Source organism: Streptomyces sp. NPDC097595, from assembly GCF_044761525.1.
GTDB classification, from domain to species: Bacteria; Actinomycetota; Actinomycetes; order Streptomycetales; family Streptomycetaceae; genus Streptomyces; species Streptomyces drozdowiczii_A.
In genome coordinates this window covers 36989-53347 of record NZ_JBIWCN010000004.1, presented here as the reverse complement: position 1 = coordinate 53347, position 16359 = coordinate 36989, and the positions used below count along the sequence as shown (strand labels likewise).

At 71.2% G+C, this 16359-nt stretch carries 17 protein-coding genes; 6 read left to right on the top strand and 11 right to left on the bottom strand.

Features of this window, described 5'->3' with window-relative positions:
- Window positions 1-50 precede the first annotated feature (50 nt).
- On the top strand, window positions 51-644 hold the full coding sequence (locus ACIQZN_RS07365) for a 2'-5' RNA ligase family protein (protein ID WP_403989266.1): 594 nt from the start codon (window positions 51-53) through the stop codon (window positions 642-644).
- A gap of 5 nt (window positions 645-649) precedes the next feature.
- Here the strand turns inward: ACIQZN_RS07365 and ACIQZN_RS07360 are convergent, their stop codons facing one another.
- Entirely contained in the window at window positions 650-1438 is a 789-nt protein-coding gene (locus tag ACIQZN_RS07360; RefSeq protein WP_018101109.1) for a decaprenylphospho-beta-D-erythro-pentofuranosid-2-ulose 2-reductase, read from the bottom strand.
- Between the two features lie 30 nt (window positions 1439-1468).
- Window positions 1469-2809 carry an FAD-binding protein gene (locus ACIQZN_RS07355; RefSeq protein WP_403989263.1) on the bottom strand — a complete coding sequence of 447 codons (1341 nt, stop codon included), beginning with the start codon at window positions 2807-2809 and terminating at the stop codon, window positions 1469-1471.
- A 140-nt stretch (window positions 2810-2949) separates the two neighbouring features.
- On the opposite strand from ACIQZN_RS07355, the gene ACIQZN_RS07350 reads away from it, so the two are divergent.
- On the top strand, window positions 2950-3909 hold the full coding sequence (locus tag ACIQZN_RS07350; protein ID WP_403989261.1) for a YihY/virulence factor BrkB family protein: 960 nt from the start codon (window positions 2950-2952) through the stop codon (window positions 3907-3909).
- Here the strand turns inward: ACIQZN_RS07350 and ACIQZN_RS07345 are convergent.
- Window positions 3857-5125, bottom strand: coding sequence for a D-alanyl-D-alanine carboxypeptidase family protein (locus tag ACIQZN_RS07345; protein WP_403989259.1), 1269 nt, complete (start codon window positions 5123-5125; stop codon window positions 3857-3859). The genes ACIQZN_RS07350 and ACIQZN_RS07345 overlap by 53 nt on opposite strands.
- A gap of 121 nt (window positions 5126-5246) precedes the next feature.
- Between ACIQZN_RS07345 and ACIQZN_RS07340 the strand changes: the two genes are divergently transcribed.
- From ACIQZN_RS07340 to ACIQZN_RS07330, 3 genes are all read left to right on the top strand, one after another.
- Window positions 5247-5492: an SCO4848 family membrane protein gene (locus ACIQZN_RS07340; RefSeq protein WP_403989257.1), complete on the top strand. Its 246-nt coding sequence runs from the start codon at window positions 5247-5249 to the stop codon at window positions 5490-5492.
- 65 nt (window positions 5493-5557) lie between these two features.
- On the top strand, window positions 5558-6775 hold the full coding sequence (locus ACIQZN_RS07335) for a metallophosphoesterase (protein ID WP_403989255.1): 1218 nt from the start codon (window positions 5558-5560) through the stop codon (window positions 6773-6775).
- Window positions 6776-6995: 220 nt separating this feature from the next.
- The gene (locus ACIQZN_RS07330) at window positions 6996-8549 is read left to right on the top strand and encodes an ABC transporter substrate-binding protein (RefSeq protein ID WP_403989253.1); all 1554 of its coding nucleotides are present in this window, start codon (window positions 6996-6998) and stop codon (window positions 8547-8549) included.
- Between the two features lie 27 nt (window positions 8550-8576).
- Here ACIQZN_RS07330 and ACIQZN_RS07325 read toward each other — a convergent pair whose 3' ends face one another.
- A complete protein-coding gene (locus ACIQZN_RS07325; RefSeq protein ID WP_403989251.1) occupies window positions 8577-9302 on the bottom strand; it encodes a TetR/AcrR family transcriptional regulator in 726 nt (241 codons plus the stop codon).
- 28 nt (window positions 9303-9330) lie between these two features.
- Window positions 9331-10599 carry an MFS transporter gene (locus tag ACIQZN_RS07320; protein ID WP_403989249.1) on the bottom strand — a complete coding sequence of 423 codons (1269 nt, stop codon included), beginning with the start codon at window positions 10597-10599 and terminating at the stop codon, window positions 9331-9333.
- A 98-nt stretch (window positions 10600-10697) separates the two neighbouring features.
- Here ACIQZN_RS07320 and ACIQZN_RS07315 point away from each other — a divergent pair, with 98 nt between their 5' ends.
- Complete coding sequence (locus ACIQZN_RS07315; protein WP_403989247.1) at window positions 10698-11207, top strand: MarR family winged helix-turn-helix transcriptional regulator; 510 nt, start codon at window positions 10698-10700, stop codon at window positions 11205-11207.
- Between the two features lie 57 nt (window positions 11208-11264).
- Here ACIQZN_RS07315 and ACIQZN_RS07310 read toward each other — a convergent pair whose 3' ends face one another.
- From ACIQZN_RS07310 to ACIQZN_RS07285, 6 genes are all read right to left on the bottom strand, one after another.
- Window positions 11265-11837: a hypothetical protein gene (locus tag ACIQZN_RS07310; RefSeq protein WP_403989245.1), complete on the bottom strand. Its 573-nt coding sequence runs from the start codon at window positions 11835-11837 to the stop codon at window positions 11265-11267.
- Between the two features lie 153 nt (window positions 11838-11990).
- Entirely contained in the window at window positions 11991-12767 is a 777-nt protein-coding gene (locus ACIQZN_RS07305) for a succinate dehydrogenase iron-sulfur subunit (RefSeq protein WP_018101096.1), read from the bottom strand.
- Window positions 12767-14521 carry a succinate dehydrogenase flavoprotein subunit gene (gene sdhA / locus ACIQZN_RS07300; protein ID WP_403989243.1) on the bottom strand — a complete coding sequence of 585 codons (1755 nt, stop codon included), beginning with the start codon at window positions 14519-14521 and terminating at the stop codon, window positions 12767-12769. The genes ACIQZN_RS07305 and sdhA overlap by 1 nt, the downstream gene beginning before the upstream one ends.
- Window positions 14522-14551: 30 nt before the next feature.
- On the bottom strand, window positions 14552-15025 hold the full coding sequence (locus tag ACIQZN_RS07295; RefSeq protein ID WP_073964328.1) for a succinate dehydrogenase hydrophobic membrane anchor subunit: 474 nt from the start codon (window positions 15023-15025) through the stop codon (window positions 14552-14554).
- Between the two features lie 5 nt (window positions 15026-15030).
- Complete coding sequence (gene sdhC, locus ACIQZN_RS07290; protein ID WP_026242571.1) at window positions 15031-15411, bottom strand: succinate dehydrogenase, cytochrome b556 subunit; 381 nt, start codon at window positions 15409-15411, stop codon at window positions 15031-15033.
- Window positions 15412-15654: 243 nt separating this feature from the next.
- The gene (locus ACIQZN_RS07285) at window positions 15655-16164 is read right to left on the bottom strand and encodes a 2-oxo-4-hydroxy-4-carboxy-5-ureidoimidazoline decarboxylase (RefSeq protein WP_403989241.1); all 510 of its coding nucleotides are present in this window, start codon (window positions 16162-16164) and stop codon (window positions 15655-15657) included.
- Window positions 16165-16359 lie beyond the last annotated feature (195 nt).

The following is a 16359-nucleotide window of genomic DNA, read 5'->3' as shown; positions in this document are numbered from 1 at the left end:
TGCGGCCGTCAGTGGCTGAAAACAGACCACCGAGGATTGAGGAGAACGACGTGGGGACCGTAACGCTCGGCGTTTCGATCGCGGTCCCGGAGCCCTACGGCAGCCTGCTCCAGGAGCGCCGCGCGAGCTTCGGGGACCCTGCCGCACACGGCATTCCCACCCACGTCACCCTCCTGCCGCCGACCGAGGCGGAGGCGGCCGACCTGCCCGCGATCGAGGCGCACCTCGCCTCGATCGCCGTCGGCGGCCGCCCCTTCCCGATGCGTCTGTCCGGCACGGGCACCTTCCGCCCGCTCTCGCCGGTCGTCTTCGTCCAGGTCGTCGAGGGCGCCTCGGCCTGCTCCTGGCTCCAGAAGCGGGTAAGGGACGCCTCCGGGCCCCTGACGCGCGAGCTCCAGTTCCCGTACCACCCGCATGTGACCGTCGCCCACGACATCTCCGAAGCGGCGATGGACCGGGCGTACGAGGAGCTCGCCGACTACGAGGCGTCCTGGATCTGCGGCTCCTTCGCGCTGTACGAGCAGGGCCGCCTGGACCGGGTCTGGCGCAAGATCAACGAGTTCCCGTTCGGCGCCGGGGGCGTGGGTCCCGCCGTCCCCGCGCAGAGCGGCAGCACCCTGGACACCCCCTCGCTGCACCCGTAAATGGGTCACACCGGCAGCCGCCGGAACAGCGGCCGGGGCACGTGCCGCAGCGCTGACATCACCGCGCGCAGCGCCCCCGGCACCCACACCGTCTCCTGGCGCCTCCGCAGCCCGGTCACGATCGCGTCCGCCACCGCACCCGGCGTCGTCACCAGCGGCGTCCGGGTGAACGGGATCGTCGCCAGCGGCCCCCCGGCCTCCCGCACCCCCGCCGCGTCCGGCACCACGAGCCCCGGGCGCACCACCATCACGTGCACCCCCGTGCCGTGCAGCGCGTCGCCGAGGCCCTGCGTGAACACGTCCAGGCCCGCCTTGCTCGACCCGTAGATGAAGTCCGCCCGCCGGGCCCGCTCACCGGCCACCGAGGACAGCACCACCAGCGAACCGTGCCCCTGCGCCTGAAGCGCGCCCGCGCACACCAGACCGGCGGAGACCGCGCCGGTGTAGTTCGTCTGCGCCACCCGGACCGCCGCGAGCGGTTCCTCCTCGTCGCGCCCCTGGTCGCCCGGGATGCCGAAGGCGAGCAGCACCATGTCGATGTCGCCCTCGGCGAAGACCTTGCCGAGGACCGTCTCGTGGGACTCGGTGTCCAGCGCGTCGAACGCCACGGTCTGGACGTACGCCCCCCGGTGGCGCAGGTCCTCCGCCGCCGCCTCCAGGGCGGGCGAGGGCCGGCCGGCCAGCCAGACCGTGCGGGTGCGGTGGGCGATCAGCCGGCGTGCGGTGGCGAGCCCGATCTCCGACGTGCCGCCGAGGACGAGCAGGGACTGCGGGGCACCGAAGGCATCCTTCACGGGAACGCTCCTTGCAGGGGAAGAGGGGGTCTACAGCGACAGCCGGCGGGACAGGTCCGAGCGGAACGCCCCGTTCGGGTCCAGTTCGGCCCGCAGCGCCCGGAAGTCGGGCAGCCGCGGGTACATCGCGGCGAGCGCGCCGGGGCGCAGCCGGGCGTCCTCGGTCAGGGAGACCCGGCCGCCCGCCGCCGCGACCTCCTCGTCCAGCGAGTCGAGGAAGCGGGCGAGCCCCGGCAGGCCGGCCGGCAGGTCGAGGGAGAGGTGCCAGCCGGGCGCCGGGAAGGACAGCCAGCCCGGGCCGCCCTCGCCGCACCGCCTGAGCACCGCCCGGAAGGACGGGCAGCGGCTGCGGGCGATGCGCCCGACGATCCGGCGCAGCGTCTCCTCCTGCCCGTGCCCGACCAGGAACGCGTAGTGGATGCGGCCGCCGGTGGGCGAGACGCGGTTGCTGTGCGGCCGGGCGTCCAGGGCGCGGAAGAAGGCCCCGACCGGCTGGAGTTCGCCGGTGCGGGACCGGGGCGCGGCGCGGTAGCCGAGCTCGTTGAGCGCGGTGGCGGACAGCCGGCCGAAGAGGCGGGGCAGCAGCGGCAGCGCGGCGGGGCGGCGCGCCGGGCCGAGCGCGAGCGCGGTGCGCCGGGCGTGCGCCGGGAGCGCCTGCACCGGGACGTGGTCGGCGCGGACCAGGACGCCTCGCCCGGTGGCCCGGCCCCGGGCGGTGAGGTCGATCCGGGCGTACTCGTAGGGGCGGTGGCCGCGCGCCATCCGGCCCAGCAGGTCGTCCAGGCCGGCCGCCCGCTCGGTGTCGACGGACATCAGCGCCGTGGTCACCGGCCGGAACCGGAGCGTGGCCGAGAGGATGACCCCGGTCAGGCCCAGGCCGCCGGCGGTCGCGTCGAAGAGCGCAGTGCCCGGGCGCACCGTACGCACCTCGCCGTCCGCCGTGAGCAGCGTGAACTCCGTGACGTGGCGGGAGAAGGAGCCGGCCGCGCGGTGGTTGTCGCCGTGCGCGTCCGAGCCGATCGCGCCGCCCACCGTGACGTAACGCCCGCCCGGCACCACCGGCGGGAACCAGCCGAGCGGAAGCATCACCTCGCGCAGCCGGTGCAGCGTCGTGCCCGCGTCGCAGACCACCAGGCCGGCCGCCGCGTCGATCGTCCGGACACGGTCCAGGGCCGTCATGTCGAGCACCGAACCCCCGGCGTTCTGCGCCGCGTCGCCGTGCGTCCGGCCCAGGCCCCGGGCGATCGAGCCGCGCGGCCCGCAGCCCAGCACGGTCGCCGCGGCCTCCTCGTAACTACGGGGGCGGAAACGCAGCGCGGTCGTCGGGGCGGTGCGGCCCCAGCCGGTCAGGGACACGGTGTCGACAGACATGAGGGTGACCGTATCGCCCGGGATAACACCTTTGAGGGATTTGTTACAACACTCACCGAAATGGGTGATTGAGGGTCTGTCATCTCCTCCACCTCGCACCGGGCTTCGGTTTTCGCGTGCCGGAGGGGTAGCAGTGACCTATGGACTGGCTGAAAAAACTCCCCGTCATCGGGCCCCTCGTCTCCCGGCTGATGGAGACGCACGCGTGGCGCAGTTACGAGACGCTGGTGCGGGTCCACTGGGCCAGGCTGGCCGCGGCCATCACGTTCATCAGCTTCCTCGCGCTCTTCCCGCTGATCGCGGTCGGTGCGGCCATCGGTGCCGCGCTGCTCAGCGACAAGCAGCTGGACAAGATCGAGGACAAGATCGCCGAGCAGGTGCCCGGCATCTCCGACCAGCTCGGCATCGACAGCCTGGTCGCCCACGCGGGGACGGTCGGTCTGGTGGCCGGTGCGCTGCTGCTCTTCACCGGTGTCGGCTGGATCGGCTCGATGCGGGACTGTCTGCGCGCGGTCTGGGAGAGGGACGACCTGGACGAGGGCAATCCGGTCCTGCGCAAGCTCAAGGACGCCGGGGTGCTGTTCGGCCTGGGCGGCGCGGCGCTGGTGACGCTCGCGATCTCCTCGGTCGGCTCGGTGGCGGTCGGCTGGGTCGCCGACCTGCTCAACATCCCCGAGAACGGGGCGGGCGGGGTGCTGCTGCGGATCGCCGCCCTGCTGGTGGCCGTCGCCGCCGACTTCCTGCTGCTGCTCTATCTGCTGACGCTGCTGCCCGGTGTCGAACCGCCGCGCCGCCGGCTGGTGGTGGCCGCGCTGGTCGGCGCGGTCGGGTTCGAACTGCTCAAGCTGCTGCTCGGCAGCTATATGCGGGGCGTCGCGTCCAAGAGCATGTACGGCGCCTTCGGGGTGCCGATCGCCCTGCTGCTGTGGATCAACTTCACGGCGAAGCTGCTGCTGTTCTGCGCCGCCTGGACGGCGACGCCGAGCAAGGAGGAGGACGAACCGGCGGCGGACGCGGAGGGGGGCTCCACGCTCGCCGCCCGGCGCGTCACGGGCGGGGACGGCGACGCATCAGGTCCGGCAGCGGCCAGCGCCGGTTGACCAGGAACACCGCGCCGGCCAGCAGGACCAGCACGCCGCCGACGATGCCCAGCGCGATCCCGACCCCGCCGGAGCCGTCGGTGGTGGCCGCCGCCCGCGCCGCCTTGTCCGCCCCGTGGCCGCCCTGGTCGGCCTTGTCCGCCTCGGCGCCCTTGCCCGCGCCCTCGGTGTCCGCGCCCTCGCCGGTGACCGCGGACTTCGGCGGGACCAGCTCACCGACCGGGGTCACCTTGCCGGTCGCGGCGAACCCCCAGTCCAGGAGCCGGGCCGCCTCCTTGTACACCGCGTGCGTCTCGTCGTCGTCCGGGTGCATGACGGTGACCAGGAGGACCTTGCCGCCCTGCTCGGCGACCCCGGTGAAGGTGTTGCCGGCGTGCGTGGTGTAGCCGTTCTTGACGCCCGCGATGCCCTTGTACGCGGTGACGCCGTCGGCCCCGGTGAGCAGCCGGTTGGTGTTCTGGATGCCGAAGGTCTCGCGCTTCTCGCCCTTCTTCTTCTCACCGGGGAACTGCGCGTCGGCGGTCGAGCAGTACTCCCGGAAGTCCGCGTTCTGGAGCCCGTCGCGGGCGAAGAGCGAGAGGTCGTACGCGCTGGAGACCTGCTCGGGCGCGTCGTACCCGTCGGGCGACACCACGTGCGTGTCGATCGCCTGGAGCTCCTCCGCGCGGTCCTGCATGGCCTGGACGGTCTTCGGCACCCCGCCGTACATCGAGGACAGCACGTGCACCGCGTCGTTCCCCGACCGCAGGAAGACCCCGAGCCACAGGTCGTGCACCGTGTAGCTGAGGTCCTCCTTGATGCCGACCAGGCTGCTGCCCTCGCCCATGCCGGCGAGGTCCTCGTCCTTCACCGTGTACTCCCGCGTCTTCGGCAGGAGCGCCGGATCAGCGAGGAGCGTGTCCGCGAAGAGCATCTTCAGCGTGGACGCCGGGGGGAGCCGCCAGTGCGCGTTGTGCGCGGCGAGCACCTCGCCGGTCTCCGCGTCCGAGACCATCCACGACCGGCCCGTCAGCTTCTTGGGCAGCACCGGAGCGCCGGGCCCGAGGTTGACCTGGGTGCCGGACCGCCCCAGCTGCGCGCCGCCGATCTGCGACATGGTCGCCGGCGGCTTCGGAGCGTCGTCGTCCCCGTCGGCCGCCGAGGCGGGCGTGACGACAAAAGCGGACAGCAGGGCGGCAGAGGTGACCGCCAACGCGGCCTTCTTGAGAGCTGGCACGGTCGAAAACGTACATGCAGTTGATGTGAATATATGTACTGGCCGTGTGACCCGCCGGGCGGACCGCCGGGACGGACCACCCCGCCCGAGCCCCCCGGAGCGCGGCGGCGATACTGAATCCATGAAGCTCAGCCGCCCGGTCTCCTGGTTCCTGCTCGCCTTCGGGGTGTGGTCGTGGTTCATCTGGGTCACCTTCGCCAAGAATTTGTGGAAGGACGGCAGCGGCCTCGCCTTCGACGACGCCGGTGACCCGACCGCGTACTTCTGGGTGCATCTGCTGCTCGCCATCACGTCCTTTCTTCTGGGGACGGCCGTGGGCTGGATCGGGTTCCGGGGCGTCAGGGCCCTGCGCGCCGAGAAGGCTTGAAACCACTGGTCCCGGCCGGGACCTGAATCGGGCGTTACCGGGACGAACGGGGCGGGGGAGCGGGTATGCGGGTCGTGGGAGCCGGGCTGGCGGTACTCGCCGTGACAGCTGTGCTCGCCCTGCTCGTGGCCGTGCACCGCTATGTGTGGCGCCGGCTCGTCGGGGACACGACGCGCCAGGGCAGCCCGTGGCGCAGGGCCGGCACGATCGCCGCGTACGCGCTGCCGCTGCTCAGCGTCGGCGCCCTGGTCGCCGGGCCTGCGGGCGCGCCCTTCCCGGTCCAGCGGGCGCTGGCCTGGCCGGGCTACCTCTGGCTCGCCGCGCTGCTCTATCTGACGCTCGCCCTGCTCGTCGGCGAGGCCGTACGGCCCCTCCTGCGCCGGTGGCTCGCGCGCCGGGCGGCGGCCGGGGCGGCGCCCGAGCCCGCGCCGGAGCCCGTCGCGCCCGCCCTCTCCGCCCCGTCGCGGCGGCTGTTCGTGGCGCGGGCGGTCGGGGGTGGCGCCGCCGTCGCCGGACTCGGGACCGTGGGCTACGGGACGTACGGCGTGCTGCGCGGGCCCCGGGTGAAGCGGGTCACCGTGCCGCTCGCCCGGCTGCCGAGGTCCGCGCACGGTTTCCGCATCGCCGTCGTCAGCGATATTCACCTGGGCCCGATCCTGGGGCGCTCCCATACGCAACGGGTCGTGGACGCGGTCAACCGCACCCGGCCCGATCTCATCGCGGTCGTCGGTGATCTGGTCGACGGATCGGTCGCCGATCTCGGCCCGGCCGCCGAACCGCTTGCCGGGCTCCGCGCCCGGCACGGGGCGTTCTTTGTCACCGGCAATCACGAGTACTACTCCGGCGCGGCCCAATGGGTTGATCATGTAAGGGAATTGGGGCTGCACCCGCTGGAGAACGCCCGGGTGGAGACCGGCGGTTTCGATCTGGCCGGGGTCAATGACATCGCCGGCGAGAGCGAAGGCCAGGGCCCCGATTTCGCCCGCGCCCTCGGCGACCGCGACCCCGCCCGCGCGGTCGTGCTCATGGCCCACCAGCCCGTGGTCATCGACGAGGCCGTCGAGCACGGCGTGGACCTGCAACTGTCCGGGCACACCCACGGCGGCCAGCTGTGGCCGGGCAACTACGTTGCGGAGCTGTCCAATCCGACCGTCGCCGGCCTCGAACGCTACGGCGACACCCAGCTCTACGTCACCCGGGGCGCCGGAGCCTGGGGCCCGCCCGTGCGGGTCGGCGCGCCCTCCGACATCACCGTTGTCGAGCTCGCATCCCGGCAGGCGTAATCACCCTTGTACGCACGCGGAATGGCGAAACGGGTGACCAGCCGGGAACCCTCTGTATTCGAGCTAAGCGCCAAAGGTTTCGACTGACAAACAATTGGCTATGAGCCTCTGATCTCCCCTTCCAGATGTGAAAATCGTGTGATTTGCTTGGCGCGAACGTGCGGTGATCTGCGTATCTGAGCGCGACACCGAGGTGGGGCAGTTAAGGGAGAGCACGTCAATGCGGTCGATCCGGCTACGGATTCTCGCGATTTTCGCGGTATTGGTCATCGCAGGCGTGGTCGCCTGGCAACTGCTTCCCTCGGACGAGGGGAGCTCCGATCCGGTCGTCGTCGGGACGACCGACGCGGTGACCTCGCTCGACCCGGCGGGCGCCTACGACGCCGGTTCCTGGGCGATGTACAGCAACGTCTACCAGTCCCTGATGACGTTCAAGTCCGGGGGCATCGTCCCCGAGCCGGACGCGGCCGAGAACTGCCAGTTCATCGGCGCCAAGCTCCAGACGTACCAGTGCAAGCTCCGTGACGACCTGACGTTCTCCAACGGCGACAAGATCACCGCCGAGGACGTCAAGTACTCGTTCGACCGGATGCTGGAGATGAAGACGGACGTCGGTCCCTCGGTCCTCTTCCCCAGCCTGAAGAACGTGGTCACCGAGGGCCGGGTCATCACCTTCAACCTCTCCTCGCGCGACGCGACCTTCCCGCAGAAGATCGCCACGGGCGCCGGCGCCATCGTGGAGAAGGACGCCTACGCCGAGCACAAGCTGCGCAACGACGGCGGGGTCACCGGCTCGGGGCCGTACGTCCTGAAGTCCTACGAGGCCGGCGTGAAGGCCGAACTCGTGCCGAACTCGCGGTACAAGGGCGCGGTCGCCAAGACCGGCGGCCCGATCACCGTGCGGTACTACAAGGAGTCCGAGGACCTCCTCGCGGCGTGGAAGTCCGGCCAGGTCGACGTCACGCACCGTCAGCTGCCGCCGTCCACACTCGCCTCGCTGAACCCGGGTGACAACGACCAGCGCGTCACCGAGGCGGACAGCGCCGAGATCCGCAACCTCGTCTTCAACGTCCGCAAGGGCGCCCCGCTCGCCGACCGCAAGGTCCGCCAGGCCATCGCCTCGGTCATCGACCGCGGCCCGCTGGTGAGCAAGGTCTACAAGGGCACCGTCGAACCGCTCTACTCGCTGATCCCGCAGGGCACCATCGGGCACAGCACCCCGTTCTTCGACGCCTACCCCTCGCCGGACGCCAAGCGCGCGAAGGCGCTCATGGACGAGGCGGGCGTCCAGACGCCGCTGGCGGTCACCTTCGCCTACCGCGAGGGCGACCAGTACACCGACGAGACCAAGGAGATCCAGCGGCAGCTGAACGCCACCGGGCTCTTCAAGGTCACCATCAAGGCCGTCGAGTGGACCCGGTTCCAGAAGGGCTACGCGCAGGGCGAGTACGACATGTACACCGTCGGCTGGCTCCCGGACTACCCGGACCCCGACACCTTCAGCCAGCCGCTCGTCGGCCGCGACAGCAGCCTCCACAACGGCTACACCAGCAAGAAGATGGACGACCTGATCAGCGCCACGCTGCAGTACAGCGACCGCAGCCGGGCCTCGAACGACTTCAAGGAGCTCCAGAAGCTGGTCGGTGAGGACGTGCCGCTGGTGCCGCTGTGGCAGAAGAAGGACTACGTCATCGCCAAGGCGGACGTCTCCGGCTCGCAGTACCTCTCCGACGGTACGGGCGTGTGGCGGCTGTGGGAGCTCGGCTGGATCTGATCCGATCCGCGACCGACGCGCGGGCGGCTAGGACTTCACCGGTCCTGCCGCCCGCGCCGTCGTTTCCGGCAGGAACTCCGCCAGCACCTCGGCCACTTGGCGCACCAGCGGCCGCACCACCCGGAACCGGGACAGGGCCAGCGCGCGGGCGGCGATCGGGACCGTACGCGTGACCAGGCGGCGGCTGCGGGCGGCGCCGTCCGTCCGGTCGTACACCCAGAACAGCACCAGGCCCATATGCGCGAGCCACATCAACTGCGGCAGCAGCGGGGTCAGTTCGGGGTCCGTCCGGGTGGTGGAGCCGGTCAGGCAGCGCTCGTGGATGGCGATGACCGCCTCGCGCGCGGTGACCGACTCCGGCGAGAACGGGCTGAGCGGGCTCTCCGGATCGGCGGCGTTCTTGAAGAACTGCGTGGCGAAGGGGCGGTACGGCTCCGCCACGTCCAGCCAGGTCAGCAGCACCCCGCGCAGCCGTGCCGCGAGGTCCTTCTCGCCGTCCAGGACCGGCCGCACCGCCTCCGCGTGCTCGGCGGCGAGCCGGTCGTAGAAGCCCTGGACCAGGTGCTCCTTGGACGAGAAGTAGTAGTAGGCGTTCCCCACGGAGACGCCCGCCTCCTGGGCGATGGCCCGCATCGTCGTCCGGTCGTAGCCTCTTTCCTGGAAGAGCCGGAGCGCGGTTTCGAGGATCAGCGCACGGGTCTGCTCGCTCCGGGGGGCCTTGACGGCCTTCACGTCCTTCTCTTCCTTCACCACGGCCCCGAGCGTATCCGGGCCGCGCCCGCTACCCCGCCGCGGGCGTCGTCCCGGCCGGTGCCCCGGTCTCCCGCACCGCGTCGGCGGCCGGCGCCCCGAAGCGCCGTACCCCCGGCACCAGGGCGGTGCCCGCGCAGACCGCACCGGCCAGCAGCCCGGCCACGGCGAGCGGGGCCTCCGTGTTCCAGGCGGAGGCGGCGAGCGGGGCGAGGGTGTAGCCCAGCGGCATCGCGGCCAGCGACAGCAGCCAGTCGTACGAGGTCACCCGCGCCAGGGCCTGCGGCGGCACCGCGGACTGGACGGCGGTCTCCCAGACCGGGTTGAGGAAGCCGAGACCGGCCATGGCGATCCCGTACGCGGTGAGCGAGACGGCCACCGGGGCGTGCGCGGCCAGCAGGCAGAGCGGCAGCACGTACAGCGCGCCGGCGAGATTGGCGGCCAGGACCGCCCGGCGGGGCCGGATGCGCCCGGCCACCAGCGAACCGATCAGCAGGCCCACCGCACCGGTCTGGAGGAGCACGACCCAGCTCCCCTTGCCGCCGGGGCCGTGCAGGAAGAGGGCCGGGCCGAGCGTGGTCAGCACGGCCGCCGCCCCGTTCCAGACGGCGTGCGCGATCAGACTCGTCCAGTACCAGTCGCGGCTGCGGACCTCGGTCCAGCCGCCCTTGAGGTCGCCGAGCAACGAGCGCCGGGGGATGGGGACATGGCGGACCCGGATCACGTACAGCAGCGCGGCGCTCACCGCGAAGCTCGCGCCGTCCAGCACGAAGGCCCAGCCCGGTCCGGCGGTGAAGATCAGGGCGCCGGCGACGGCGGGCCCGCCGATGCGCGCGGTCCCGGAGGCCACCGCCACCAGCGAGTTGGCGCGCAGCAGCCCCGACTCGTCCACGGTGCCCCGGACCAGCGGGGCGGAGGTCGGCATCGCGAAGGCCCCGGCGGCGCCGCCGACCGCCTCGGCGAGCGCGATCTGCCAGAGGGCCGGGGTGCCGGAGAGAAGTTCGGTGCCGACGAAGAGCTGGGTCGCGCACCGCACGAGGTCGGTGGTGAGGGCCACGGTGCGGGCGTTGAAGCGGTCGCCGACGACCCCGCCCAGCGGGAGCAGCAACAGCTTGGGCACCATCGCGCATCCCAGCACCAGGGCGAGGTCGCCGGTCGATCCGGTGGCCAGGTAGACGGCGAGGGTGAGCGCGGCGGGGATCGCGGAGTCGCCCAGCATCGACAGCGAGCGGCCGATGAAGAGCAGCCGGAACGAGCGGGTCCTTAAGGGATGCGCCGTGGGCGGCGCGGGGGTGACCATGAGCGGCAATCTATTTCGGTACCGAAGTATCCGTCAACGAGAATTACGGTTCCGAAGGACCCCGTCCCCGCCGGAGGCACCCGCGTAGGCTGAGCGCCATGGAGCGACGCGACTGGACCGACGGGCACGTGGAGCGGTGGAGACCCGTGCTTCCCGAGCTCGACGCGGACGTCGAGGGCGCGGTGACCCGGATGAAGAAGCTCTCCGTCCATCTGCGCCGGGTGCGTGAGCAGTCCCTCATCGACTTCGACCTGGACCGGCAGGAGTTCGACACCCTGCACAAGCTGGCCGGGCGCGGCGGCACGGCGGCCCCGTCCGAACTGGCCGCCGACCTCGACCTCGCCCCCGCGTCGGTCACCGGCCGGCTGGACGCGGTCGAGCGCCGCGGCTTCGTCCGCCGCACCCCGTCCACCACGGACCGCCGCCGCGTCGACGTGGTGCTGACGGACGAGGGCCGGTCGACCTGGCTCGGCGCGATGGCCTTCCTCGGGCACGAGGAGGAACGGCTCCTCGGCGTCCTGGACGCGGACGAGCGGGCGCTGCTCAACGACATGCTGCGGCGCGTCATGGTGGTCGCGGAGGACCGGGGCGGGGCGGCCTGGGACTGAGCCGTCACACGAGCGGACCGGCCGCGTCCTCCCCGCCCCGCGCCGCGGGGTGTGCCCTCAGACGCTCATCGAGCGGGCGGTGTTGACCTGGGACATCACCATCGCGAAGGTGTCCGGGTGGCTGGCCGGGATCATCGTGGAGTGGTGGCGGCCCCCGCTGGTCACCGTCACCTGGACGAAGCCGGTCGTCTGCTTCTGCTTCATCAGCAGGAAGAGCAGGCCGATCAGGCAGGCCAGGGCGAAGATGATCGCCAGCACGATCGCGACCGGCGGGATCTTCTCCTCGGTGCGCGACATGTCCGTCGCCGTCCACACCGCGCCCCTGAGGGGCATCGTCCCGGACGGCGTCACGATCGAATCGCTCATCACGGTGATGTCCCCGATGGACAGCACGGGCGTTCCGCCGCCGGCCGGCGCCGGATACCCGTAACCCTGGGTCGGCTGCGACGGATACCCGTAGCCCGGCGGCTGCGAGGGCGGGCCGGAGACCGGCTGCGGGTAGCCGTAGACCGGATTGCCGCCCGCCGGATAGCCGTAGCCCTGGCCGTTCGGGACGCCGGGAGGGGTCCCGGGCTGCTGGGAAGGCCCCCATGTGTATGAGTCGTCCGCGTACGGATTCGGATCGCTCAACGTGCCCCCGCTCTCGCTCCCCCGCGCATCCCCGTGCGGCGGTGGGTGAACCGACCACCGGTTCCGCACGACCGTACCGTCCGGGCCGCCACCGGCGCAGCAAGAGGCCCGGACCCCCGAGGGGGACCGGGCCTCTTCACGTGCGCGTGGGGATCAGAAGCGACGCGTGATCAGCGCGCGCTTGACCTCCTGGATCGCCTTGGTGACCTCGATGCCACGCGGGCAGGCGTCCGTGCAGTTGAAGGTGGTGCGGCAACGCCACACACCGTCACGGTCGTTGAGGATCTCCAGGCGCTGCTCGCCGCCCTCGTCGCGCGAGTCGAAGATGAAGCGGTGCGCGTTGACGATCGCCGCCGGGCCGAAGTACTGGCCGTCGTTCCAGAACACCGGGCACGAGGACGTGCACGCGGCGCACAGGATGCACTTGGTGGTGTCGTCGAAGCGCTCGCGGTCCTCGGGGGACTGGAGGCGCTCGCGGGTCGGCTCGTTCCCCTTGGTGATGAGGAAGGGCATGACGTCGCGGTACGCCTGGAAGAACGGGTCCATGTCGACCACGAGGTCCTTGAGGACCGTGAGGCCCTTGATGGCCTCGATCGTGATCGGCTTCTCCGGGCTCAGGTCCTTGATCAGCGTCTTGCAGGCGAGCCTGTTCTTGCCGTTGATCCGCATGGCGTCCGAACCGCAGATGCCGTGCGCGCAGGACCGGCGGAACGTGAGCGTCCCGTCCTGGTCCCACTTGATCTTGTGAAGGGCGTCGAGCACACGCTCCTTCGGGTCGATCTCGATCTGGAAGTCCTGCCACTGGGCCTCGTCGGAGACCTCGGGGTTGAACCGCCGGATGCGGAACGTGGCCGTGATGTACGGCGAGTCGGCGAAGCCGGCCTCGGGCTCGGGAGCCTTGTCGGCCTTGTCCAGGGTGGGTGTAGCCATCAGTACTTACGCTCCATCGGCTGGTAGCGGGTCTGGACGACCGGCTTGTAGTCCAGCCGGATCGACTCGGTGCCGTCCTCGGCGACCTCGCGGTACGCCATGGTGTGGCGCATGAAGTTGACGTCGTCGCGGTTGGGGTAGTCCTCGCGGTAGTGCCCGCCGCGGGACTCCTTGCGCGCCAGCGCCGACGTCGCCATGACCTCGGCGAGGTCGAGCAGGTTGCCCAGCTCGATGGCCTCCAGCAGGTCCGTGTTGAACCGCTTGCCCTTGTCCTGGACGGACACGTCCAGGTAGCGCTTGCGCAGCTCCGCGATCTTGTCGACCGCGGTCTTGATCGTCTGCTCGGTGCGGAACACCATCACGTTGGCGTCCATGCACTCCTGGAGCTCCTGGCGGATCGCCGCGACCCGCTCGGTGCCCGTGGAGTTGCGCAGCCGCTCGACCTGGTCGATGACCTGCTGCGCCGGGTTCTCGGGAAGCTCGACGAAGTCGCTCTTCGCGGAGTACTCGGCGGCGGCGATGCCCGCGCGGCGTCCGAAGACGTTGATGTCGAGCAGCGAGTTGGTGCCGAGGCGGTTGGCGCCGTGCACCGACACGCAGGCGACCTCGCCGGCGGCGTACAGGCCCGGGACGACGGTGGTGTTGTCGGCCAGCACCTCGCCCTCGACGTTGGTCGGGATGCCGCCCATGGCGTAGTGCGCGGTCGGCTGGATCGGGATCGGGTCCGTGTAGGGCTCGATGCCGAGGTACGTACGCGCGAACTCGGTGATGTCCGGGAGCTTGGCGTCCAGCTGCTCCGGCGGGAGGTGCGTCAGGTCGAGGTAGACGTGGTCGCCCTCGGGACCGCAGCCGCGGCCCTCGCGGATCTCCGTGTAGATGGAGCGGGACACGACGTCACGGGACGCGAGGTCCTTCATGACGGGCGCGTACTTCTCCATGAAGCGCTCGCCGTCCTTGTTGCGGAGGATGCCGCCCTCACCGCGGGCGCCCTCCGTCAGCAGGATGCCCATGCGCCAGATGCCGGTCGGGTGGAACTGGAAGAACTCCATGTCCTCCAGCGGCAGACCCCGGCGGTAGCAGGCGGCCTGGCCGTCACCGGTCAGGGTGTGCGCGTTCGACGTCACCTTGAAGAACTTGCCGGTGCCGCCGGAGGCGTAGATGACCGCCTTCGCCTTGAAGACGTGGATCTCGCCGGTGGCCAGCTCGTACGCGACGACGCCGGCGGACTTCTTGACGCCGTCCTCCTCGACCACCAGCTGGTCCAGGACGTAGAACTCGTTGAAGAACTCCACGCCCTCCTTGACGCAGTTCTGGTACAGCGTCTGGAGGATCATGTGGCCGGTGCGGTCGCCCGAGTAGCAGGCACGGCGGACCGGGGCCTCGCCGTGGTTGCGGGAGTGACCGCCGAAGCGGCGCTGGTCGATCCTGCCCTCGGGCGTGCGGCCGAACGGCAGGCCCATCTTCTCCAGGTCGAGAACGGCGTCGATGGCCTCCTTCGCCAGGATCTCGGCGGCGTCCTGGTCGACCAGGTAGTCACCGCCCTTGATCGTGTCGAAGGTGTGCCACTCCCAGTTGTCCTCTTCCACGTTGGCCAGCGCGGCGGCCATGCCGCCCTGCGCGGCGCCCGTGTGGGAGCGGGTGGGGTAGAGCTTGGTCAGCACGGCGGTGCGGCTGCGCTTGGTCGACTCGATGGCCGCGCGCATGCCGGCGCCGCCGGCGCCGACGATGACGGTGTCGTACGTGTGGATCTGCATGGTTTACCTCTGGTCCTTCGGGCCCGGCGCCTAGCGGATGTTCGGGTCGAAGGTGAAGATCACCAGCGTGCCCAGCAGGACGGTGAACACCGTGGCGGTGTACAGCAGCATCTTCAGCCAGAAGCGGGTGTTGTCCCGTTCGGCGTAGTCGTTGATGACCGTACGCAGACCGTTGGCGCCGTGCAGCATGGCGAGCCACAGCATCGCCAGGTCCCAGACCTGCCAGAACGGCGAGGCCCAGCGGCCCGCCACGAAGGCGAAGCCGATCTTGGAGACGCCGCCGTCCAGCACCAGCTGGATCAGCAGGTGGCCGATGACCAGGACGACCAGCACGATGCCCGACAGGCGCATGAAGAGCCAGGCGTACATCTCGAAGTTGGTGCGCGAGCCCTTGGGGGTCTTGCCGGTCCGCTTGCGCGGCGGCTCGATGACGGGGGCCGGATTGTCGACGTCGTACAGAGAGACGCCTTCGACGGCGCCGATCGCGGAAGTCTCGGTGGACATGTGCCTCAGCTCCCGAAGAGTTCGCGTACGGCGTGGCCGAGCACCGGGTACAGGGCACCCAGCATCAGCACGATCCAGATGCCCAGCACGGCCCAGAGCATCTGCTTCTGAACGCGCGGGCCCTTGGCCCAGAAGTCCACGGCGACGATGCGCAGACCGTTCAGCGCGTGGAAGAGAATCGCGGCCACCAGGCCGTATTCGAGCAGCGCGACGATCGGCGTCTTGTACGTGGACACGACGTCGTCGTAGGCCTCGGGGGAGACGCGGACGAGGGCGGTGTCCAGGACATGCACGAACAGGAAGAAGAAAATGAGGACACCGGTGACTCGATGAGCCACCCAGGACCACATGCCTTCCCGGCCGCGGTACAGCGTTCCAGCCGGCACGGAAGAACCCTCCGGGAGCGGGGATTGGGGTCGGCCGGCTTGACTGTCGGTCTGACCCGGCCGGGTACGGTCCACCGGCCCCGGCCATCGTAGCGACGGATTGTCGGTTCGATCGCGCGGGGCCCTCCGGTGTGATCAAAGTGGCAACGAAACAGGCACGGACGGGCTATGGACAGCCCTCCGCGACCCTGCTCGGCCCCTCCGCGCCGGGGAATCCGGGCCGAGCGGCCCGCCCCCAACCCGTTATCGACTCGATACCAACGCGGCCAGGCGGCCCCGGGCGAGTCGTCGCATCTCATCGGCCGTGACCGCCCGCTCCCGGTCCTCCTCGTGCGCGAGGCGGGCCCGGATGCCGGCGAGGACCTGGTCGGGGTGCTCGGCGGGCGGGTAGCCGTCCAGGCAGATCACGAAGACGTGGCCGAACTTGCGTTCGTACTCGGCGTGGGCGGCGGCCAGCGCGAGATGGGCGGAGCGCGGCGCGTCCGGCCGCAGCCCCGGGGACACCTCGGCCGCCAGCGCCTCGGCGTGCTCGGCGGGGGCGAGGTCGTAGGCCGCCTCGTCGGCCGCGGCGAGCAGCGCCTCCGCGTCCGGGTAGGGGCGGTGGGCGGCGAGCCGCCGCGCCCAGGCCGCGCTGCCGAAGCACCCGAGCAGGGCCGCCTCGGCCTCGGGGGCGGGCGCGCCGTTGAACCGGGGCAGGCCCCAGGCGGGCGCGGCGGACCGGGCGGAGGCGCCGCCGCGGTGCTGCACGGGCACGGCGGTGCGCCGGGCGGGCCGGGGCGGCTGCTCGGGGAGGCCGGCGTGGGACTCGCTGGACCTGGACAGCGTGGGCTCCCGAAATGGAGAGACGGAAGAGACTGAGGGGGCTCAACGCTAGCGAGACGGGGATAAGGGCGGGCGAAGGATGCGCGAATTTCACCCGGACGGGAGAGTTTCGCGATGCCTGGCGAG

Excerpts from the sequence above, each read along its gene's own strand:
- ACIQZN_RS07355 (WP_403989263.1), bottom strand. The coding sequence starts at position 2,809 with ATGTCTGTCGACACCGTGTCCCTGACCGGCTGGGGCCGCACCGCCCCG.
- ACIQZN_RS07350 (WP_403989261.1), top strand. The coding sequence starts at position 2,950 with ATGGACTGGCTGAAAAAACTCCCCGTCATCGGGCCCCTCGTCTCCCGG.
- ACIQZN_RS07340 (WP_403989257.1), top strand. The coding sequence starts at position 5,247 with ATGAAGCTCAGCCGCCCGGTCTCCTGGTTCCTGCTCGCCTTCGGGGTG.
- ACIQZN_RS07335 (WP_403989255.1), top strand. The coding sequence starts at position 5,558 with ATGCGGGTCGTGGGAGCCGGGCTGGCGGTACTCGCCGTGACAGCTGTG.
- ACIQZN_RS07330 (WP_403989253.1), top strand. The coding sequence starts at position 6,996 with ATGCGGTCGATCCGGCTACGGATTCTCGCGATTTTCGCGGTATTGGTC.
- ACIQZN_RS07320 (WP_403989249.1), bottom strand. The coding sequence starts at position 10,599 with ATGGTCACCCCCGCGCCGCCCACGGCGCATCCCTTAAGGACCCGCTCG.
- ACIQZN_RS07315 (WP_403989247.1), top strand. The coding sequence starts at position 10,698 with ATGGAGCGACGCGACTGGACCGACGGGCACGTGGAGCGGTGGAGACCC.
- ACIQZN_RS07305 (WP_018101096.1), bottom strand. The coding sequence starts at position 12,767 with ATGGCTACACCCACCCTGGACAAGGCCGACAAGGCTCCCGAGCCCGAG.
- sdhA (WP_403989243.1), bottom strand. The coding sequence starts at position 14,521 with ATGCAGATCCACACGTACGACACCGTCATCGTCGGCGCCGGCGGCGCC.
- ACIQZN_RS07295 (WP_073964328.1), bottom strand. The coding sequence starts at position 15,025 with ATGTCCACCGAGACTTCCGCGATCGGCGCCGTCGAAGGCGTCTCTCTG.